The sequence below is a fragment of the Luteibacter sp. CQ10 genome, assembly GCF_040900725.1.
GTDB lineage: Bacteria > Pseudomonadota > Gammaproteobacteria > Xanthomonadales > Rhodanobacteraceae > Luteibacter.
On record NZ_JAEUYM010000005.1, the window covers coordinates 220,471 to 242,765 of the forward strand.

Genomic DNA, 22,295 nt, shown 5'->3' on the forward strand with positions numbered 1-22,295 from the left:
GCTTTGCATCGGTCGTGCGAGCGTTTGCCGCCCACACGATGACCGCAAAGCCTCATTCGCATTAGTCATGCCGAGGGTTCGCGGACACGGTCCGCTCCCACCCCTTCGGTAGGCCGGTCAGGGACGGGCTTGCGGTTGCCAACCGCCGCCCAGTGCCAGGATCAGATCCACGCTCGCATCCAGGCGCCGGCGGCGCAGTTCCAGATCGCCGCGCCCGGCGTTGAGCGCCGTGTTCGCCGCATCCACCACCGCCGGATAATCGGCCACGCCTTCGCGGTACTGGTTCTGCATCACGCGGTCGGACTCACGCGACGCCGCGGCGGCCTGCGCCTGGAGATCGGCCGCGCCGGCCAGCTGGCTCGTCGTCACCAATCCGTCTTCCACCTCGCGGAACGCGTCGAGCACGGTCTGCCGGTAGTTGGCGACCGCTTCGGCATAGGCGGCGTCGGCGTTGTCGACCTGCGCCTCCAACCGGCCGCCCGCGAACAGGGGCGCTCGCGCGTCGACGGTGCCTGTCAGACCACGCAGCACGCCGATGCCGGCGGCGAGGTTGATCGACGGCAACGTCTGCGCCTTGGCGACGCCGATGCGCGCACTGGCGGCCGCCATGCGGCGCTCGCTGGCGACCACGTCGGGACGGCGCTCCAGAAGGCTCGCCGGTACGCCGGCGGGAATCGACGGGACGGCCACGTCGAACGGCGCGGGGGCGATCGAGAAATCCGCGGGTGCCTTGCCCAGCATCACGGCGATGGCGTGTTCGAGCTGCGCACGTGCCGCCCGCGCGTCGGCCAGCTGCAGTTGCGCGGTGCTGGCGCGCACGAGAGCCTCCGCCACGTTGGCGCTGGACGCCTGCCCCTGCGCGTACTGGTTCTGCACCATCGTGTGCCAGCGCGTGCCGACGTCGGCCGCGTGTTCGAGCAGGGCGATGGTCGCGTCTTCCTCGCGCAGGGCGAAGTAGCTCTGCACCACGCGCGACTGCATCGAGAGCGTCGCCGCGTCGAGGTCCGCCTCGCTCGCCTGCGTGGCCGCGCGGTGCGCTTCCACGTCACGGCGGATGCGTCCCCACAGGTCGAGCTCCCAGCTCACGCCCACGCCGAAGTCGTTTTCGTTGCGACGACCGGACTTGAGCGTACCCGCGGTGACCGCCGGTACCGATGCGCCGCCGGCCGCCTTGGTCAACGCCTGGGCCTCGCGCACGCGTGCGGCGGCTGCGGCGAGAGACTGGTTGTTCACGAGCACCTGCGATACCAGCGCGTCGAGCGTGGGATCGGCATAGATGGCCCACCACTTGCCCGCGGGCAACGGCGTGGCCTGCCGGGCGCCCTGCGCCGCAGCCTCCTTGTAGGCCGCGGGCGTGGCGACCGACGGCCGCACGTAGTTCGGGCCGACCGGCGCACACGCGGAGACGGCCACCACCGCACCGGCGATCAACACGGTGCGACGCATCATGCCGACGGCCCCTTGCGGCCTACCGGCCACGCGGCGTCGCGCCGGGTTCCGAAGCTCTGAAACCATGAACTGGCCCACCTGCTGAATCGATCGAGATAAAGGTATACGACGGGCGTCGTGTACAGGGTCAACACCTGGCTCACCACCAGGCCTCCGCCCATGGCGATGCCCAGCGGCTGGTGCATTTCCGAACCGTTGCCGCGCGACACCGCGAGGGGAACCGCCGCCACCATGACCGCCAGCGAGGTCATCAGGATGGGACGGAAACGCAGTCGGCACGCTTCCTGGATCGCCTCGGCCGGCGTCAGGCGGCCCTCGCGGCTCGCCACCAGCGCGAAGTCCACCATCATGATCGCGTTCTTCATCACGATGCCGACCAGGGCGAAGATGCCGACGAGGGCGATCACGTCGAGGTCGGTGCGGAACAGCAGCAGCGCGAACACCGCGCCCACCGCCGCGGAAGGCAGCGTCGAGAGGATGGTGATCGGGTGTACGCAGCTTTCGTAGAGCACGCCGAGCACGATGAACAAGGTGAGGAAGGCACCGAGGACCAGCGCCGGTTCGCTGTCGGCCACCTGGCGCGCCGCGCCGGCGGAACCCTGGAGACTGCCGCGTACCGAGGTCGGCACGGCGAGCGCTTCGACCGCGCGCTGGATCGCCTGGCCGGCCTGCGACAACGACACGCCCGGCGCGCGATCGAACGACACGGTGGCGGCCACCGCCTGGCCGAAGTGCGAGATGCTGAGCGGCGCGTCGGTCTGGCGCACCTGCCCGAGCGCCGACAGCGGCACGTTCGCGCCGCCGGCCGCCGGTACGCGGAGCTGTGCGAAGGCATCCGGCGAACGCGCGTGCTCGGGGGCCACGCCCATGAGTACCGGAATCTGGTCCGACGGCGTGAACACCGTCGCCACGCGACGGTCGGCGAAGGCGTCGCGCAGCACGCCGTCGATCCGCGCGTAGGGCACGCCGAACTGCGCGGCGGTGTCGCGGTCGACGTCCAGCGAGGTCGCGGTGCCGTTACCGCCCACGCTGCCGTGCACGTTGCGCAGCTCCGGCAAGGTCGTCATCGCCTGGGCGATGCGCGGCGCCCACTGGCGCAGCAACGTGAAGGAATCGGCCTGGATGGTGTATTCGTTCGACGAACGGCTGCGCCGGCCACCGACGCGGATGTTCTGCACCGAGGTGACCGTGAAGATGCCGCCGGGGCGGTTCGCCAGTTTTGCGTTGAGGCGCGCCGCCACCTCGTCGGCGCTCGCGTCGCGCTCGCCGAACGGCTTGAGCGTCACGAACAGCGATCCCGAATCCTGCTCGGCGAAGCCCGCCGCGCTGGCCACGGCCGGATCGGCGCGCACCGTGTCGAGGAAGCCCGCCAGCTGCTCACGCACACGGGGAAACGACGTACCGGCATCGGCATCGAAGTCCCCCGTCAGCTCGCCGTTGTCCTGGCGGGGAAAGAAGCCCTTGGGCACCACGACGTACAGGTACACGCTGAGGGCGAGCACGCCCAGCAGCGACAGCATGGTCAACGGCGCACGGCGCAGGGCAAGGACGAGACTGCGGTCGTAGGCATCCTGCAACCTCGACAAGCCGCGTTCGCTCCAGCGATACAGGCGGCCGTGTTCGCGTTGCGCCCCGGCCGGCCGCAGCCATTGCGCGCACAGCATCGGCACGACCGTCAGCGACACCAGCAGCGAAATGGCGATGACCGTCGCCAGCGTCACCGAGAACTCGCGCACGAACAGGCCGACGTAGCCGCCCATCAGAAGCAACGGAATGAACACGGCGATGAGCACCGCGCTCATGGACAGCACGGTGATACCCACCTCGCCCGCGCCGACACGTGCCGCCTCGCGCGGCGGCATGCCCGCTTCGAGATGACGCGCGATGTTCTCGACCACCACCACCGCGTCGTCCACGGCGAACCCCACGGCGATGGTCAGCGCCATCAGCGAGAGAATGTCGAGGCTGTAACCCAGCGCATACATGACGATCATCGCGCCGAGCATGGCGATCGGCGCGACGGCGCTGGCGATCAGCGCCGCGCGCCAGTCGCGCAGGAACACCAGCATCACCACCACGACCAGCACCACGGCGAGGGCGAGCGTGTGCTCGGCGGCACCCAGCGACGCGCGCACGGTGGCCGCGCGATCGACGATGACGCCCACGCGCATGTCGCCCGGTACCGAGGCGCGCAGCACCGGCAGACGGCGGGTCACGCCGTCGATCACTTCGATGGTGTTGGAGCCGGGCTTGTGCCGCACGAGCGCCAGCACCGCGGGTTCGCCGTTGGCGAACGCCGCGGCACGCGTATCGCGCACGCCGTCGACGACGCGACCGACGTCGCCCAGGCGCACCGCCGCGCCGTCGCGCAGGGCGATTACGAGGGAACGCAGGGCGTCCGCGGAATCCAGCTGGCCGTTGGTGGCGACCTGCAAGGCGCGGTCGCCAAGCTCCACCACGCCGGTTGGCTGGTTCGCCACCGCCGATGCGATGGCATGCCGCACGTCTTCCATGCCGACGTCGCGTTGGGCCATAGCCTGCGGATCGAGCTCGACGCGGAACGCGGGCTCGGCACTGCCGACGATCTCCACGTCACCCACGCCGTCCACCTGCGCCAGCACCTGGGCGAAAGTGGACGAGGCCACGGCGTACATCTGGCCCGGCGTCGCGCGTCGCGAGGTAAGCGCCAGCACCATGACCGGGGCATCCGCGGAACTGACTTCGCGATAGCTCGGGCTGCCCGCCATGTCCGGCGGCAGGTCGCCGCGCGCGGCGTTGATCGCCGCCTGCACGTCGCGCGCCGCGCCCACCGTGCTGCGCGACAGGTCGAAGCTGAGGCGGATGTCGGTCTGGCCGTTGGCGTTGACCGAGGTCATCTCGGTCAGTCCCGCGATGCGTCCCAGCGCGCGCTCCAGGGGCGTGGCCACCGCGGCGACCATCGTCGCCGGGCTCGCGCCGGGCAGCGACGCCGATACCTTGATGGTCGGCACGTTCACCTCGGGCATGGACGCGATGGGCAGCAGCCGCCATGCGAGGGCCCCGGCGATCACGAGGCCGAGGCACAACAGCGTCGTCGCGACCGGCCGGTCGATGAACGCCCGGGACACGTTCATGCGCGGCGCACCTCGGCGCCGCGGGCATGGAACACGCGCTCGAAGGCGAGGTAGATCACCGGGGTGGTGAACAGCGTGAGCAGCTGGCTCACCAGCAGGCCCCAGAAGATGCCCACGCCCAGCGGATGGCGCAGCTCGGCGCCCATGCCGCCGCTCAGCATCAGCGGCAGCGCGCCCAGCATCGCGGCCAGGGTAGTCATGAGGATGGGGCGGAAACGCAGCAGGCTCGCCTGCACGATGGCGTCGCGTGGCGTGAGGCCCTGCTCACGCTGCGCGTCGATCGCGAAGTCGATCAGCATGATCGCGTTCTTCTGCACGATGCCGATCAACAGGATCACGCCGATCAGCGAGATCACGTCGAGCTCGAAGCCGCCGATCATCAGCGCCAGCAAGGCACCGATGCCGGCCGACGGCAGGGTCGAGAGGATGGTCAACGGATGCACGTAGCTCTCGTAGAGCACGCCCAGCACGATGTACACCGTGATCAGGGTGGCGAGGATCAGCCACGGCTGGCCTTCGCGCGACGCCTGGAACGCTTCGGCGGCACCTTCCCAACGCGCCTGCACGCTCGCGGGCATGTCGAGTTTGCGCCGCGCATCGTCCACGGCCTGGATCGCGCCGTCGAGGGCATCGCCGCGCGCGAGGTTGAACGACACCGTGGCGGCCGGCTGCTGGTCGATGCGCGTGAGTACCAGCGGCGCGGTGCGCTCGCTCACCGTGGCGATGGACGAGAGCGGCACGAGGGCGTCGCCCGGTTCGCCGCCCTTGGCCGTGCCCTGCGACGCGGCGAGGTAGATGCCGTTCATCGCGCCGCTCGCGCCGTCGGTGGACGGCATGGCTTCGAGGATGACGCGGCGCGGGTTGGCCAGCGACAGCAAGGTACTCACCTGCCGCTGCCCGAAGGCGTCGTAGAGCGCATCGCCCACCGCCGCGGCGGTGATGCCGTAGCGGCTGGCGAGGTCCTGGTCGACGCCGACGTAGGCTTGCAGGCCGAGGTTCTGCTGGTCGCCGGCGACGCCGTCGATGCGCTTCACGCCACGCAGCGCATCGACCACGCGCGGTGTCCACTGCGCGAGCTGCGCGGCATCGGCGCTTTCGAGCGAGAGCTGGTACTGCCCGCGACTGATCCGGTCGTCGATGGTGAGGTCGGGCACCGGTTGCAGGTGCAGGGTGATGCCATCGACCTTGGCCGCGGCCTCCGTGAGCCGTGCCATCACCGCGCCCACGCGATCGCGCTGCGAGAGCGGCTTCAGGTGGATCATCAGCTGACCGGTGTTGCCCGGCATCGCGCCGTCTTCGCCGCCGACGAAGGAGGCGACGCTGGCCACGGCGGGGTCTTGCAGGATCGCCTGGGTCAACTCCCGCTGGCGCCGTCCCATCGCGTCGAACGATACGGTCGGCGACGCTTCGGAAATGCCCTGGATATCGCCCGAATCCTGCACGGGAAACAGGCCGCGCGGGATCGCCACGTAAAGCACCACGGCCAGCACCGCCATGGCGCCGACGGTGGCGAGGGTCGCGCCCTGGCGCGCCAGCACCCAGGCCAGCCCGCGCTCGTAGCGCGCGAGCAGACCGTCGAGCCAGGCCCTGCCTTCGCGGGCGACACGGCCCTGCTCCGCCTCGGGTATGCGGCGCAGCATGCGTGCGCACATCATCGGCGTGAGGGTGAGCGACACCACGCAGGAAATCAGGATCGCCACCGCCAGCGTCACCGCGAATTCGCGGAACAGGCGACCGACCAGACCGCCCATGAACAGCAGCGGGATCAGCACGGCCACCAGCGACACCGTGAGCGACACCACGGTGAAGGCGATCTGGCGCGCGCCCTTCAGCGCCGCCTCGAGCGGCGCCTCACCCGCCTCGACGTAACGGGAGATGTTCTCGATCATCACGATGGCGTCGTCCACCATGAAGCCGGTGGCGACGATGAGTGCCATCAGGGTCAGGTTGTTGATCGAGAAACCCGCCAGGTACATCACGGCGAAGGTGCCGACCAGCGACAGCACCACCACCACGCCGGGAATCACGGTCGCGGTACCGTTGCCGAGGAACAGGAAGATCACGAGCACGACGAGCACGACGGCGAACACCAGCTCGACCTGCACGTCGCGCACGGCGGCGCGCACGGTCTCGGTGCGGTCGCTCAGGGTGGCGACGTCGACCGCCGCGGGCAGCGTGCCCTTGAGCTGCGGCAACAGCTGGCGGATGCGGTCGACCACCTCCACCACGTTGGCGCCCGGCTGGCGGCGGATGCGCACGACGATGGCCTGCGCCTCGCCGGACCATGCGGCCAGCCGTGCGTTTTCCGCGCCTTCGGCGACGCGTGCGACATCGCCCAGGCGCACCACCGCGCCGTCGCGATGGCCGACGATGAGGTCGCGGAAACCGTCCACGGTGTCCACCGGGCGATTGAGCGCGATGTTGGACGAGCGGTCGGGGCCTTCGAGGATGCCCTTGGCCTGGTTCGAGTTGGCGTCGCGGATCGCGGTGCGCAGGTCACCCAGCGTGAGCCCGTGCGAGCGCAGGCGCGATGGATCGGCCTGCACGACGATGGCCGGCTGCTGGCCGCCGTCGATGCTCACCGCGCCCACGCCGCTCACCTGCGACAGCTTGGGCACCAGGCGCGTATCGGCGAGTTCGCGCACGGTGCGCAACGACAGCGTGGGCGAGGTCAGCGCCAACGTCATCACCGGCGCGTCGGCCGGGTTCACCTTGCGATAGACCGGCGGCTGCGACACGTCGGGCGGCAGCAAGGGCGTGACCGCGTTGAGCGCGGCCTGCACTTCCTGCTCGGCCACGTCCAGCGGCAGGTCGAGGTTGAAGCGCAGGGTGATCGTGGAGTGGCCGGCCGTGCTGGTCGACGACATCCGGCCCAAACCCGGCATCTGCCCGAGTTGGCGTTCCAGCGGTGCGGTGATCGACGAGGCGATCACCTGCGGCCCCGCGCCAGGGTAGGCGGTGGTCACTTCGATGGTGGGAAAATCCACTTCCGGCAGTGCCGACACCGAGAGGAATCGGTAGCCGAACAGACCCACCAGGAGCACCGCGACGGCCAGCAGCGACGTCGCCACCGGCCTCAGGATGAAGGGACGCGACGGGTTCACGGATGGGCAGGCGGGGTCGGCGAGGAAGCGGCCGCCGCGGGGCGGCCGCACGTGGCGACGGCGGCCATCGGCGGCGCGTCGTTACCCGGGGTGGCCTTCACGGCGACACCGCTGCGCAGGCGATCGGCACCCTGGATCACCACGCTGTCGCCCGGCGCCACACCGGAACGGATCACGGTGGTGGCGGCATCCGACGCGCCGGTCTGCACGGGCGCCACGGCGACGGTGCCGTCTTTCTTCACCACGTAGACGAAAGCACCCTGCGCGCCCTGCTGAATGGCAGCGGACGGAACGAGGATGGCGTCGGCGATCACCTGCACGGGCAGGCGCGCCGTCACGAACTGGTTAGGCAGCAATTCGCCGCCCTCGTTGGCGAACTGCGCTTCCATCCGCACCGTACCGGTGGACGGGTCCACCTGGTTGTTGGCGGCGAGCAGGCGACCGCTGCCGATCGGGTGGTCCGGGTCGTCACCGTAGGCGTCCACGGGAATGCAGGTGTCGTTGCGCAGGCGATCGAGCACGTGGGGCACGTCCTGCACGGGCACCGAGAACACGACCTTGCTCGGCTGCGACTGCGTCACCGTCACGATGCCACCCGCGTCGCCGGGGCCGACGAGGTTGCCCGGATCGACGCGACGCAGGCCCACGGTGCCGCTGATCGGCGCCGTGATGCGCGTGCTCGACAGCTGCAAGTTGGCGGTGCCGATGCGGCCCTGTTCGGACTTCACCTCGGCGGCGTACTGGCGCACCAGCGCCTGCTGGTCGGCCACCCGCTGGCGCGAGATCGAGTCCTGCGCCAGCAGGGCCTGGTAATGCGTGAGCGTTTCCTGCGCGTTGGCGAGTTGTGCCTGGCTGCGCGCCAGGTCGCCCGTGGCGAGCTGGAGCTGGGCCTGGAACGAGCGCGGATCCACCTCGGCGAGCAGGTCGCCCTGCTTGACCTTCTGTCCGCCGGTGAAGGCCACGCGGGTGAGTTCGCCGTCCACGCGGCTACGCACCACCACGCTGTTCGCGGGCGTCACGGTGCCGGGCTGCGAGCGGTAGACCACGAAACCGCCCTGCCGGACGGCCGCCGTCACCACCGGGACGGCCTGCCCTTCCGTCGGCTTGCCGCCGCCGGAGCGGTGGCCGATCCACCATGCCAGCGCCACGATCGCCACCGCGATCAGCACCACCCACCCCATGCGGGACGATCGTTTCGTCATGACAGATGCTTCTCGTAGACGCGGTAACGTTTGTAGTCGCGGCCACCGATCGTCTCGATGATGTTCCGCATGCCGTCGTTATCCTCCAGGATCCACGACAGTTCCACCTGCTGCACGCCGCGCGCCACGAGATGATGGCGCACGGCGTCGATCACCAGGAAGGCGAGGCCGGGGCCCAGGGGCGTGTTATGGAAGCTGCGGCGCACGCCCATCAGCGGCACGCGCGAGGTCTTGGGGAAGCGCACCTTGAGGTTCCACAGCAGCTTCACCCAGTTGAACGGCGCCAGCTTGCCCTTGAAGCCGCGGATCACCTCGTTGACGTTGGGCAGCGCGGCGATGAAGGCCACCGGCTTGCCGCCCACCTCGGCGATCTGGATCAGCTCCGGCGAGATGAGCACGCGCAGGCTGTGGCCCAGATCCTTGAATTCGGCTTCGGTGAAGGGCACGAAGCCCCAGTTGTCGGCCCAGGCGTCGTTGAAGATGTCGCGCAGCGTGGCCATCTCTTCGTCGAAGCGCTTGGTGTCGAGGGGACGCACGGTGACCGGCTGCTTGGAACTGCGCAGCAGGCGGCCCATCACCTTCGGCTCCGGGAAGTCCGGCGCGATCATGTACGCCAGCATGTCCTTGGCCTTGGTGTAGCCGCAGCGCTCGATGTGCGCGCCGTAATACGGCTTGGCGTGGCCCATCATGAAGACCGGCGGCGTGTCGAAGCCGTCCACCAGCAGGCCCACCTCGTCGTTGATCGACAGGCTGAGCGGTCCGCGCACGCGGGTGACGCCTTCGCTGCGCAGCCACTCTTCGGCGGCACCGATGAGGGCGGCGAAGGTCTCGGGGTTGTCCTCGGCGTCGAGCATGCCGAAGAAGCCGGTGGCGTCTTCGTAACGCTCCAGGTGCAGGTAGTCGATCTGCGCGCTGATGCGCCCTACCGGCGTGTCGCCGCGGTAGGCGACCCAGCCTTTCCAGCGCGCATGCTCGAACCAGGGATTGGTCTTGGCGCCCAGGTGCAGCTTGCGCTCGAGCAGCAGGGGCGAGATCCACTGGGGATCCGAGCCCAGGATGGCGGCCGGGACCTTGACGAAACGATCCAGGTCCGACTTGTTCTCAAGCGGGGCGATACGCAACGGGGCGGAAGTGTTCAAGATCGTGTCCGTAATCGATGAAAGCCGCCCCCCTCAGGGCCGACGGGACGCCCCGGACGAGGGGATTCACGCCCGTCGTCGGGTCAGCCAGCGGCTTGGATGAAAGATAAGTGTAATTTGCCCGCCACCGATTTGGTATACGGGTGGGTATAGGAAATGGCAATGCGGGCGATCGCGCCGCACTCAAGGCACGGCGATACGGGGGGAATGATCCCCCGTGGCGGCGCGACGGGCGTCCCCCGTCGGGGGATCGACCCGCCGGACCGGATGCGATAAGGGCGGTCTCGTCGGCCTGTCGAAACGCGCGTGGCCGTCAGGGCGAGCGGTACCGGGCCACGATCGGCACCAGCGCCAGCGCGACCACGCCGGCCGCCGCCGCCACGTATCCGATATGCGCCAACCCCAGCGCCGGGATCGTCACGCCGCCCAACACCGCGCCGACCGCGATCCCCGCGTTCGCCGCCGAGACGTTGGTCGTTCCCGCCAGCGCCTTCGCGTGCTTCACCGAATGCATCACGCGCACCTGGCACACCGGGAACAGGGCCGTGTAGGCGATGCTCCAGACCGCCAACGAAACAAGGAACGGCCATCCCGTGCGCGCCAGCGGCAACGACACCGCCATGCCCAGCACGAGCAACGCGACGAACACACCCGTCGCACGCAACGGCGAACGATCCACCATGCGCCCGCCCAGCGCGTTGCCCACCAGCCCCACGGCGCCGAACCCCATCAACCACCAGCCGACCCGGGTCGACGGCACGCCCGCCAGGCGTTCGAGGATGTCGGCCAGATAGGTGTACGCGGTGAACATCGCCGTGAATACGACGACGGACAGCGCGACATTGGCGAGGAAATAGGGTTCGCGAAAGATCCGCGCCTGCTCGCGCAGATGCATCCTTGGCGCCCGCGCCACCGGCGGCATCACCGCGGCGAGGGCCAACGCCATGGCGCCCGACGCGGCCGCCAGGGCCCAGAACGCGATGCGCCAGCCCACCGCGTTCGCCACCAACGTTCCCAGGGGGATACCGAACAGCAGCGCCGCCGAAATGCCGAGGTACACACGCGACACCGCCTGTCCGGCTTTCGCGGGCCCGGCCAGTTCGGCCGCGGTCTCGCTCGCCGTGCCCCAGAACACCGGTAGCGCCAGGGCGGGCACGAAACGCGCCACGGCCAGCACCCACACGTTGGAGGCCACGGCGGCCAGCGCGTTCGAGGCGGCGAAGATGAAGAGGATGCCCACGAACAGCCGCTTGCGATCCAGGTGCGAGAGCGCGGCGGTGAGCGGCGGACCCGACAGGGCCACCGTCACGGCGAACAGGGTCACGAACTGGCCCGCGGCGGAAATGGAGATGCCCAGGTCGCGGGCCAGCGCGGGCAACAGGCCGACGATCAGGTACTCGGTGGTGACGATGAGGAAGGCGGCGACGGCGAGGATCGCCACCGGCAGGCCGCTGGCGGCCGCGCGGTCGGTCGTGGAAACGGCGGACATGGGGTGAACCGGCAAGGGGGATACCCCATGCTAGGCGATCATGAATGTCCCATTTCGGGAAATTGCTCTAGCCTTTGCGGAACCTAATTCCCGAATCGCCGCCATGCAGTCTCCCGAACGCCTCAAGGGTATCGGCGCCTTCGTCGCCACGGCGGAAGCCGGCAGTTTCGCCGCGGCCGCCGAGCGGCTGCACCTCACCGGCTCGGCCGTCGGCAAGGCCATCGCCCGGCTGGAAGCGCGCCTGGGCACGCGCCTGTTCGAGCGCACCACGCGTCGCCTCGAACTCACCGATGCGGGAACGGCCTTCCTTCGCGTCTGCACGCGCGTGCTGTCTGACCTGGAAGAGGCCGAGCACGTGCTGGCCCATGAAAGCGACGAGCCCACCGGCCGCCTGCGCATCGACCTGCCCGTCACCTTCGGCCGTCTCCAGGTGATGCCACGGATGCTTCCCCTCCTGCATCGCCACCCGGGCCTGCAGGCCGTCATCAGTTTCACCGACCGCTTCGTGGACATCGTCGACGAAGGCATCGACGTGGGCATCCGCATCGGCGGCCCCGACCTGTGGCCGGCCGCGCTTGCGCACACCTATCTCGGCCACGAGCGGAAGGTGTTCTGCGCATCGCCGTCGTACCTCGGCGCACACGGCACGCCCCACTCGCTCGATGCGCTCGCGCCGCACGCCGCGATCGTCTACGCCAAGCCCGACGGCACCGCGAGCCCCTGGCTCATCCGCCACGGCGACGGCCCGCTCGAACGCCACGCGCCCGAAGCGCGCCTCGTGCTGGCCAGCGCGGAGGCGCAGGTCGACGCCGCGGCGAGCGGCTTCGGCATCACGCAACTGCCTACGTGGCTGATCGGCGACCACCTCGCCGACGGACGGCTCATCGCCATCCTCCCCCAGCACGACACGGAAGGCCTGCCCATGCACGTGGTGTGGCCACGGGCGCGGCAATGGTTGCCGAAGGTCTCGGCCGTGGTGGATTACCTGGGCAACGCGCTCGAGGGCACGATCGCTCCGTGAATCCCCGGCCGGACGACGGCAAGAAATTGCGAATCGGTCGTCGCCATGGCGATGCATGTAGACGGCCATTCCGTAATGGGATGTGATGGCGACTCTATCCCGACCGCTTCGTGAGGTTCGCCGTGACGCTTATCCGCCCGTTGGTGCTTTCGTTGATGATGGCCATGCCCGCGGTATCGCATGCACTGACGGACAAGGGCACCTACAAGGCGCTGCCGAGCGAAACACCGACGACGTTCAAGCCGACCAACGATGCCTTCGACTACGAAACGCGCGATGTCATGATTCCCATGCGCGACGGCGTGAAGCTGCATACCGTGATCCTCGTGCCGAAAGGCGCGAACAAGGCGGGCATCCTGTTCACCCGCACGCCGTACGACGCGAGCGAGATGACGAGCGCCATCGCGAGCGGTCACCTCGCCGTAGCCGTGAGCCACGACGACGAGCCCAGCGACGTGCTCGTGCAGGACGGCTACATCCGCGTGGTGCAGGACGTTCGCGGCAAGTACGGTTCCGAAGGCGATTACGTCATGAACCGGCCGTTGCACGGACCGTTGAATCCGACGCCCGTGGACGACTCCACGGATGCCTACGACACCATCGACTGGCTGGTACACCACGTGCCGGAGAGCAACGGCCGCGTCGCCATCATCGGCATCTCGTACGACGGCTTCGAACCGCTCATGGCCATCGTGCACCCGCATCCGGCGCTCAAGGCCTCCGCGCCGATGAATCCGATGGTGGACGGCTGGATGGGCGACGACTGGTTCCATCATGGTGCGTTCCGCCAGCAGAACCTGGAATACATCTACGAACAGACCGCGTCACGGAAGAACCACTACAAGTGGCCGGCGAACTATGCCGACGATTACCAGTTCTTCCTCGAAGGCACTTCGGCGGGTGCCGTCGCGAAACGCTACGGCATGGAGCAGCTGGGCTTCTGGAACAAGGTGGTGGCGCATCCGGCCTATGACGCCTTCTGGTCGCAGCAGGCGGTGGACAAGATCCTCGGCCGGGAACCGGTGAGCGTGCCGACGATGATCGTCGCCAGCCTGTGGGACCAGGAAGACATCTACGGCGCGTTCGCCGTGTACAAGGCGATGGCGCCGCATGACGACGCCCACCGCCTCTTCCTCGTCGCGGGCCCCTGGTTCCACGGCCAGGAGATCGGCGACGGCAGCAGCCTGGGCGCCGTGCGTTTCGGCTCGAATACGGGCCTGTATTTCCGCCAGAACATCCTGCGCCCGTTCCTGGCGCATTACCTGAAGGATGCGCCCGACCTGCCCGCGCCGGTCAACGCCTTCGTCACCGGCGAAAACCGCTGGGAGACCGCGCCGTCGTGGCCGATGTCGACGGGCGATACGCTGAACCTCGTACCGGAAGCCGATCGTTCGCTCGCGCTCGCCCACGGCGGCCACGGCACTGGCACCGGCACGTCCGGTAGCGTCGAGTACGTATCCGATCCCACGCATCCGATTCCCTACCGGCCGCGGCCGGTCGGCCCCATGTCCGGCACGGGCTGGCAGCACTGGCTGACGAACGACCAGCGCGAGGCCTCCGCGCGGCCGGACGTGGCGACCTTCACGTCGGCCGTGCTGACCGCGCCCGTGCGCATCAGCGGCGCGCCACACGTGCACCTGGTCGCCAGCACGACGGGCACCGACGCCGACTGGGTGGTCAAGGTGATCGACGTCTATCCGGATCAGGTCGCGAAGCAGCCGGAGATGGGCGGGTACCAGCTAGGCGTGTCCATGGACATCTTCCGCGGCCGCTATCGCGAAGGCTTCACCACGGCGAAGCCCATCCAGGCGGGTGCATCATTGCCGTACGACTTCAGCCTGCCCAACGCCAACCACGTGTTCCTCCCGGGCCACCGCATCATGGTGCAGATCCAGTCGAGCTGGTTTCCGTTGTACGACCGCAACCCGCAGACCTTCGTGCCGAACATCCTGCTTGCGCAACCGGGGGATTACGTGACCGCCACCCAGAAAATCATCACGGGTGGCGACGCAACGTACGTCGAACTTCCGCTGGGCCGTTGATCGCGGGTGATCCACCCCCTGCGACGCCCCCCCCAAACCGCGGTGCGCCCGTTCCCTGGCGATCCGCCAACCAGGCCACTTCCGCCGAATCGGCATAGAGATCGCCTTTGATGATCGGTATCGATCGGCGTAGGTTGACCATGCACCAACGTTTCAGGACAGGATGTCTACGAGGCGCGCCATGCGCCTCTCACTCATGGAAGAGGAAACGCATCATGGCGCCGTCGCTCTGGTCCCTGCCCCGCGTCTCGCCCGCCACCGGCGATCTCGAGCGCAAATACCTGTTGAGCCCACTGTGTCCATGGGTTAGCGACAGTCCGCTCGATGCCGGCATCGACGACGCTTTCGCACGGTCCGCGTCCGCCATGGATGCCTACCTCATCCGCGACGATGGCGAGATCGTCGAACGGCTGGCCTACGCTCCCGGCGACGACGCGACCTGGGGCAAGGCGGGGTGGCAAAAGGCGCTGGCCGCCTTCGTGCAGACGAACGGTGTCCAGCTCAAGGCCGGCGTCGCCGGCAAAAAAGGCCTGGTACTCGAAGACACCGGCAATCGCCTCTGGCACTACGGCCATGATTGCCGGTCGTTTTCCACCTTGCCGTCGCCCGACAACTGGGTTCGCGCGCTTTGCCTGGAGCCGGTCGAAGTCCCGGCAGGCACGTCGTTGTGGATCGAGGTGCGGGACATCCGGACGCAACGTCTCTACGAACGCATCCGTTTCACCGCACCCGATGCCGGCGGCTGGATCCCGGGCTTGTGCGAAGAGATCAATCGGGCGAGCCGCTGGATCCGGGCAGGCCAGGGGTGGAAAGCCGAATCCGAAGACATGCCCGGCATCTTCATTCCCCAGCACTCCGACCTGGCCGTCACGCTGTCCACGTTCGCCGACGAAACGCAGGTGGTCGAAGCGGCACCATCGGTCCGAGCCACGAGCGGACCAACCCTGCCGGATTCACTCGAGACCATCGATCCGTTCTGGGCGAGTGACTTCCTACAATCCCACTTGGACCGACGCGCCGGCATCGAGGGGGAGGCGTCGACGAGTGAAACGCAATTGACCTTGCGAAAAGCACAGGCGTTCTGGAACGCCTACCGGGTATGGCTCGCTCGACAACCTTTCCTGACCTCAGCGACCAAAGCCGACGTGAGGCCCATGCAATGGAACGTCATCTCGGAGGAAAATAGCTTCCTTGCCTCGTTGGCGCCCCGTGAATACAAGGGAGAGTTCGTCTTTCCATACCGCTCTCGACCCTTATCGTTCGAGATGCCAAAAATTCCTCTTGATCCAGCGCTGGACGAGATTTGTTGGGAATTTCAGATTGATCGAAAGACGGCACTTCACTTGAACGCCAACGACCTGATGTTTCTTCTCAGGCTCGACGGCTCCGTCGATGTGATGTCTCTGAGGGCGCAGCATCTACGGGAGGAAGCCCACCTTCCCGGGCCTTGGAGCAGGGACGGCAATCCGCGACAGGTTCAACCTGGCCTGGTCCAGCCATGGAACGATTGCCGCTTCTATTACGCCGATCGGAGCATGTCGTGGGAGGGGCAGGGTCCGTGCCTCCGTCTGCAACCCACGTCAGGCGGCTCGTGGGAGCCGGGCTGGTACCGCGTGTACATGCATATCGCGGGAAGTTATGCGCCAGAGACGGCGTCCACCCTGTTGGGGGAGGCCGGCTTCTGTAGCAGGACCGCGCCGTGGGCCTCGATATCGTCGTTATCCATTCCCCTTAGAGCATTACGCTCGACGCAAACCGCTTACGAGCCGACCAGCTTGCTGTGCGAGGACTACGGCAACACCGCCGGCAGCGAGCTGTTCGATACCGAAGGCGAGACCGAAACGGGCGTCAATCCGCAGACCGGCCTGTTTCATGCCCACTATCCGGTCGCTACGCTTCACGCGCTCAATGGACGCGACGGCCAGCTCGACCTGACGCTCCACTATTCCGCGCGCCGAGGCAACGAAGCGGGCCTCGGCGACGGCTGGGCCTTTCGCTTTTCCGGATTCGAATATCGCGATCGCCGCCTGACCCTCGACTCGGGAGAGGTGATCCGCTTCACCGACGACGAGTGGGACGAGCTTCTCGAGGGGAAGACCGTGCGGCGCGCGCCGTGCTGGGTGAGCGCCGATACCGACGGCGATGATCTCTCAGGCATTGGACGCCTGATCGTCACTCATCCCTCGGGACGGATCGATACGCTGGTCCGCCCATCCGGTGACCGCACGGAAAGCAACCAGGCCTTCGTCGACCAGTGGAAAGCCCGAATCCAGACGGCCAAGTCGAAACTGTCCGAACCGGAGAAGAAAGAAGTCGATGCGTTGATGGCTCAGTACCAAAGCAACTGGTTCGATGTCCTCGTGCCTTTCGCGGGACCCATCAAGGCCGTGGTATCCAAAGGCATCGAAACCTATGTCGAGCAGCGGCGCGAAAGGGAAAAAGCCAACAGCCCGCTCATCAAGGAGCTGGAGCGCCTGCGCGACTACCTCGACCGTCCGTTCGGTTACTTTCTCTCGTCGACCATCGTCATGCCACAAGGTGGCCGCTTCGACCTGACCTGGCAGCAGCGCAGCGGCCAATGTCTGTTGAAGCGGATCGAATCCGGCGCCACCTGCCTGTTCACTGCGGATTATCCGGTCATCGCCGATCTGCTGGCCCGGTCGACGGTGACCATGTCCTGCTTCCCCGGCACCGGGAGCGAGATGTCCGTCGGCTTGACCCTGGAGCGACTCCTCCTGGTCCAGGCCTCGCGGCGCGATGGCGAGGTGATCGACAACGACACGGCTTCGTACCGCGTCACACGCTTTGAATACCATCATGTCGAAACGCTGGACCATGTCCTCGTGAGCGTCACGGACCCCGACGGATCCATTGAGCAGGTCATCTACCAATCCAACGTCATGGCATACCCGGATGCCACGCCATCCTTGCCGGCGGTTCGTATCCATTCCGTACGCGACCGTGGAAGCCTGGCGCGGCTCGCGAGGTACGCATACAGTCCCAACCATTACCTGACCCGATCGGGCCACTTCAGCACGACCATCGACCGTGGCGACGCGGGTTCGACGTACCTTGAATTCGACAAGCACCATCGGCGGGTCAAGGAAGTGCAAACGTCCGGTGAGGCCAAACAAACGACCGAATGGTCCTACGAGGAGGACGCCTCACCGAAGCGACTGGCCTATTCCCAGGTCAAGAGCATCACCACGACGTATGAGGACGGGGACGAAGACGGGGACGAGGACGCGTACGAGTACGAGAAGGCAAAGGAAACCGTCGTCCAGTCCTTCACTTACGACAACGCCGGCCGATTGACGCAAAGCACGGCCGCCGACGGCACCCTCACCCAATGGTGGTACTACCCCCGCGAGGGGGGCAACGCGAGCGACGGGATCGCCGAAGACAGCGTCGGCAGGGATTCATTGGCGGAATTGACCTGCCCTGCCTATCCCGCCGTCCAGAATGCATCGCTCTTGTCTTGCGCTTACGAATACCGCCACCTGGATGACGGCACGCTGCAACCCCATGCGCTGAAGTTCTACGGCTACACGCTCAACGCGGCCGGACGCTTGGAATCCCGGCGGCACGTCGAGCTGCGCGGCGTCATCCGGGACGGCAAGGTACTCAGGCTCGCGGCCGGTCGGCAATCGCCGGTCATCCAGATCGTGCAGACGATCCTGACCGATCCGGTCACCGAAGCGGGTCAGAGCACGTGGTCGGAGAGCAGCCAGACGACGATCTTGTGGAATGGCATGCGCAGCCAGACGCGCTATACCGGGACGTGGCGCGAAGACGCCACGCGACGGATCAAGAGCGTCAGCATGGAAACCGACGGCCGAACGGTGGAACAGCCTGAAGCGGAGACGTTCTGTCGTTTCACCCGCCATCTGCTCAGCCGACGCGACGGCGACAAGGTACTCCGGTGGCGTTGGCACGGCGAGGGTCGCCAGATGGTCGAAGGCGAATCCTGGCCCACGGCCAATCGACAGTTGGCCAACGTGGGCGGCATGGCCTGCGAGACCGAATACGACGGGCTGGGGCACGCCATACGGCGCACGGTCGACGGTCGGCTCGTCTACCGAGCGTATTACGACCACGACGCCCTGGTCTGCGAAAGTCGTTATGACCATCTGCCCGGCGGCCTTTGCCGCGCCCGCCACGGTAGCCTCGCAGCCCCGGCCTTTTCGCAAACCAGAACGCGCAACCCCGATGCCTTTGGCGAGGACGTCGATACGGAGACGGTCTCCGTCCTGCTAGGCGACCGCGTGGTCTCGACCATTGCCGAGCAGGAAACCGTCACCGCGTCCTGTGGTGTCGTTCATCGCAGAACGGTCTACGCTCCGGACGCCACGACCCTGAACACGTCTATCCGTCATTACGACGATCGAAGCCGGCTCACGCGTATCGAAAACGGCAAGGAAAAGCGCGCCATCACCATCGAGTACGACGATCTCGATCGTCCCGTCGCCCATGTCATGCCCGACGGCACACGCCTGGAACGGAGCTACCTCGGACTTACTCGTCAGGTGCAGCGAATCGACTGGGTGAAGTCGGCCAAGGAGCGGATCGCCCTAGGCGAGCAGGCGCAGGAAAGCGGTCGCCTGAGTCGACGCAAGGTCGGCGCGTACGCCTGCGAGTACCCTGCCGCGGATACCGTGCGCTACCCGGACGGCCGACAGGTCGTGCAGCGGGTGACTGGCCCGATCCGGGAGACGCGCCAGGATAGCGCGACAGGCAACCTTCTCGTCCGCCGATCCGTCGAGGACGACGGACGGACGGTGCGACTGACGTCCGGCACCGCCAACCAGGTGATCGACGGCATGACCCTGGGCCGGCACGAACAAGTGGTCGAAGGCCGCCCCAGGAGTTGGTCGCTTTCACTGACGCAGACCACGCCGCTCGGTTCGCGCGAGGGCGAGATACGTATGTCGCTGCAGGGCCAGCCCCTGGCGGTGACCTCGCTCGCCGGCACACGGACCCGCCTGTTCCGCGACGCGTACGAGCGCGTGGTCCGCAAGATCGATGAGGACGCCGATCGACGCTATATCTACGGCGACACCGGCCTGCTCGAGCGGCAGGAGGTGTTCGACGGCACGCGGCACCTGACGATGACGGTGACCCATGATCCGGCAGGGCGCGAAATCGAACGCGCTTATGTCGTCGACGGCGACGAGCAGGTGCGTTTCGGGTTCACCTACCAGGACAACGGCCAGCTGGCATCGAAGACGATGAGCCGCGCAGGGTCTGTGCAGACCACGGAAACCTACCGATACGATCCCCAGACCGAACGACTGCTCACGTACGCGTGCGATGCCGCCGATCCCGCCCTCGCCCCCACCGACGAGACTGGCAAGGCGTTCCGGTCGCAAGCCTTCGCCCACGACTCGCTCGGCAACCTGCTGTCGTGCACCACCGTCTACGTCGACGGGACCCAGCGCTCGCTCGGCTACGAGTACGACAAGGCCTCGCCGTGCCTGCGCCGGTTCGTCACCGTCGACGGCAAGAAGACCGAGCTGCGCTACGACGCCCGGGGTAACCTGCTGAGCGACGAGCGCGGGCGCTGCTTCGAGTACAACCTCCTCGGCCAGGTCGTGCGCGTCACCGACGGCAAGGGCACGGTGCTGGCCCGGTACGACTACGACGGCCTGATGCGCCTGTCGGCCGCGTACGACGGCGACAGCGGATACACCCGGCAACTGGTCTACGACGACAACCGCCTCATCGCGGAGACCTGGCTCGACAAGGGTCTCTCTCCGATCCAGACCGTCCGCTTCGACGGCGTCATGCAAAGCACCGTGAAGGACGGCAGGACGACGGTGGACTTCGCCTTCGTTGATCCGTTCAGCGGTACGCGCGGTATCGCCGGCGGCGACATGGTCACCTTCGGACCCTTCGGCGACCACTGCGGCTCCACGCCGTCGTCCGTGGGCTACAACGGCCAATGGCGGGACCCCGTGCTCGGCGGCTACCACCTGGGCAACGGCTACCGCTATTACGACCCCGCCGCGCGCATGTTCCACCAGATGGATACGCTCAGCCCGTTCGGCGAAGGCGGCATCAACGACCGGGCGTATTGCGACGGCGACCCGATCAACCTGCACGACCCGAGCGGGCACGTCCTGCTCAGCCGATGGGCGCAGCAGCAGCAACTCTCCGAACTCGATCGCCTGATCGACAGCCTCGATCCGCCGGACGATCCGCCGGAAGTCGACGACCGGCCCTGGTACGTTCGCGCCATGTCGTCGATCATCTGGGGCGGCGTGGCCATCCTCGCCAGCGTGGCCGCCGTCCTGCTGGCCATCCCCACCGGCGGCGCCTCGCTGGTCTTCGCCGGCGTCATCCTGGCGGCCACCGTGGTCTCGACCGGCATCCAGTTGGCGGCAGAAGCGATCCGGTACAGCCACCCGAAGATCGCAAATGCCCTGAGCTGGGCCGGCTTCGCCATGGACATGGCAATGGCGGCGCCGACCATCGTCAGCTTCACCGGCCGACTGCTCTCCTGGAGCGCCTCCCGGATAGGCAAGCTGGCCTCGCGCGTATCCGAGCGGCTCCGGCCCCCTCTGGGCGTCGGCTCGCGCGGCGGACTGCGCAACATGCTGGAGGGCGGGACGAAATTCCTGCCCATGCCGAACCGTGCCGCGTGGGCGCCCCTAAATACCGCTTCGCCGAAGCCCGTCACCAAGCCTTGGGTGGAAGCCCTCGGCGATCTCAAGTTCGGCAGCTCGCGTCGTTCCGCTACCTCCCTGCCAGTGGAGACATATGCCTCACGAGGGAAGCTGGCGGTCGAATCTACTTCACCCATGGGAGGAAGAAAACTCGGGTCTCTGCTAGGGGAAAATGCTGACACGCTGGACTTCACTTACAACATGACCTGCCTGCCACTGTTCTTCAGCTCGACGCTGGACAGATTGGAGGAAACGGCGGGAAACATCGTGGAAGCGGCCACGCCGGGCGATGTCATAGACGCACCATCGGGCTTTACCGTACCAACCTATCTGAATGTGCCGGAGATGCAAGGTGCTATGTCGTGACGTTGCGCCAGGACGCTCCGATTCACCGGGAATGTCTATGCGCCCCACAGATCCATCACTCGAGGAAGCGGACCCCTTCATGGGCGCGATGGCGAGCGAAGAGGTGACGGATGCGCAGGGAGGCGACATCCTGCCCGTCTATCTGTCGGTCGCACGGATGTGGGAGGCTACGTCGTGATGGACGTGCCTCCATGGATGCGTTCGCCCATAGTTTGGCGCTGGCATTGTGGGCTTGTTTGGCGGCAGACATCGATGAAGAGCAACGCGATGCACCTTGCCAGGCAAGTAGGGAGACGCCCGAACCGCGACCGAACGTCGAAGCCATGCCCCGATATCCTAAGGTTACACCCCAACAGGATCGTCCCCGCGGGTACCAGGGGGGATGTCCGAGAAGCACTCTCATCTCGGATAAGCCCTGATCCCTGGCGCGCTACGGTAGTTCGCCAAGCCAACGGCTCCGCGAGTCCAATTCATTACGCGCAACAGGGATCGCGGCCGCGAGCGAAGCGTCGCTCGTAGGACTCCATTCAATCTAGGCGGCATAGCGGCATTATGGCTACACCCTGAGACTGCGTTGTCGCCAATTCCCAGGCCTGCGCTTAAAGTCGCACCGTTGGAAAGAGGGAGCGAACGTTGACAATCGACGTACGCAGTGTTCGGGGAGACCATCCAGAATCGCTTTTTGCGCGCCCAGCAAGAGGCAGC

Annotated in this window: 10 protein-coding genes; 4 read left to right on the forward strand and 6 right to left on the reverse strand. The window is 67.2% G+C overall.

Annotated features, from left to right (window positions below; all coding sequences use genetic code 11):
- Positions 1-117: 117 nt before the first annotated feature.
- From JNG39_RS18510 to JNG39_RS18535, 6 genes are all read right to left on the reverse strand, one after another.
- On the reverse strand, positions 118-1,449 hold the full coding sequence (locus JNG39_RS18510) for an efflux transporter outer membrane subunit (protein ID WP_368313455.1): 1,332 nt from the start codon (positions 1,447-1,449) through the stop codon (positions 118-120).
- Positions 1,446-4,562, reverse strand: coding sequence for an efflux RND transporter permease subunit (locus JNG39_RS18515; protein WP_368313456.1), 3,117 nt, complete (start codon positions 4,560-4,562; stop codon positions 1,446-1,448). The genes JNG39_RS18510 and JNG39_RS18515 overlap by 4 nt, the downstream gene beginning before the upstream one ends.
- On the reverse strand, positions 4,559-7,717 hold the full coding sequence (locus JNG39_RS18520; protein ID WP_368313457.1) for an efflux RND transporter permease subunit: 3,159 nt from the start codon (positions 7,715-7,717) through the stop codon (positions 4,559-4,561). The genes JNG39_RS18515 and JNG39_RS18520 overlap by 4 nt, the downstream gene beginning before the upstream one ends.
- Positions 7,663-8,868: an efflux RND transporter periplasmic adaptor subunit gene (locus JNG39_RS18525; protein ID WP_368313458.1), complete on the reverse strand. Its 1,206-nt coding sequence runs from the start codon at positions 8,866-8,868 to the stop codon at positions 7,663-7,665. Before JNG39_RS18525 ends, JNG39_RS18520 begins: the two co-directional genes overlap by 55 nt.
- Positions 8,865-10,007, reverse strand: a complete 1,143-nt coding sequence (locus tag JNG39_RS18530; RefSeq protein WP_368313459.1) for a hypothetical protein — start codon at positions 10,005-10,007, stop codon at positions 8,865-8,867. Before JNG39_RS18530 ends, JNG39_RS18525 begins: the two co-directional genes overlap by 4 nt.
- A gap of 313 nt (positions 10,008-10,320) precedes the next feature.
- Positions 10,321-11,496 (reverse strand): MFS transporter, encoded by a 1,176-nt coding sequence (locus JNG39_RS18535; RefSeq protein WP_368313460.1) that lies wholly within the window; start codon positions 11,494-11,496, stop codon positions 10,321-10,323.
- A 103-nt stretch (positions 11,497-11,599) separates the two neighbouring features.
- On the opposite strand from JNG39_RS18535, the gene JNG39_RS18540 reads away from it, so the two are divergent.
- The 4 genes from JNG39_RS18540 to JNG39_RS18555 all read left to right on the forward strand — a co-directional run bounded on the left by JNG39_RS18540 (position 11,600) and on the right by JNG39_RS18555 (position 21,768).
- Positions 11,600-12,517: a LysR family transcriptional regulator gene (locus JNG39_RS18540; RefSeq protein WP_368313461.1), complete on the forward strand. Its 918-nt coding sequence runs from the start codon at positions 11,600-11,602 to the stop codon at positions 12,515-12,517.
- Between the two features lie 122 nt (positions 12,518-12,639).
- Positions 12,640-14,559 carry a CocE/NonD family hydrolase gene (locus JNG39_RS18545; RefSeq protein WP_368313462.1) on the forward strand — a complete coding sequence of 640 codons (1,920 nt, stop codon included), beginning with the start codon at positions 12,640-12,642 and terminating at the stop codon, positions 14,557-14,559.
- Positions 14,560-14,774: 215 nt separating this feature from the next.
- Positions 14,775-21,590 carry an RHS repeat domain-containing protein gene (locus tag JNG39_RS18550; protein ID WP_368313463.1) on the forward strand — a complete coding sequence of 2,272 codons (6,816 nt, stop codon included), beginning with the start codon at positions 14,775-14,777 and terminating at the stop codon, positions 21,588-21,590.
- A gap of 37 nt (positions 21,591-21,627) precedes the next feature.
- The gene (locus tag JNG39_RS18555) at positions 21,628-21,768 is read left to right on the forward strand and encodes a hypothetical protein (RefSeq protein WP_368313464.1); all 141 of its coding nucleotides are present in this window, start codon (positions 21,628-21,630) and stop codon (positions 21,766-21,768) included.
- Positions 21,769-22,295 lie beyond the last annotated feature (527 nt).

Bases quoted from the DNA above. Each gene is read 5' to 3' on its own strand.
- JNG39_RS18510 (WP_368313455.1), bottom strand. From the start codon at position 1,449: ATGATGCGTCGCACCGTGTTGATCGCCGGTGCGGTGGTGGCCGTCTCC.
- JNG39_RS18515 (WP_368313456.1), bottom strand. From the start codon at position 4,562: ATGAACGTGTCCCGGGCGTTCATCGACCGGCCGGTCGCGACGACGCTG.
- JNG39_RS18525 (WP_368313458.1), bottom strand. From the start codon at position 8,868: ATGACGAAACGATCGTCCCGCATGGGGTGGGTGGTGCTGATCGCGGTG.
- JNG39_RS18535 (WP_368313460.1), bottom strand. From the start codon at position 11,496: ATGTCCGCCGTTTCCACGACCGACCGCGCGGCCGCCAGCGGCCTGCCG.
- JNG39_RS18540 (WP_368313461.1), top strand. From the start codon at position 11,600: ATGCAGTCTCCCGAACGCCTCAAGGGTATCGGCGCCTTCGTCGCCACG.
- JNG39_RS18550 (WP_368313463.1), top strand. From the start codon at position 14,775: ATGGCGCCGTCGCTCTGGTCCCTGCCCCGCGTCTCGCCCGCCACCGGC.
- JNG39_RS18555 (WP_368313464.1), top strand. From the start codon at position 21,628: ATGCGCCCCACAGATCCATCACTCGAGGAAGCGGACCCCTTCATGGGC.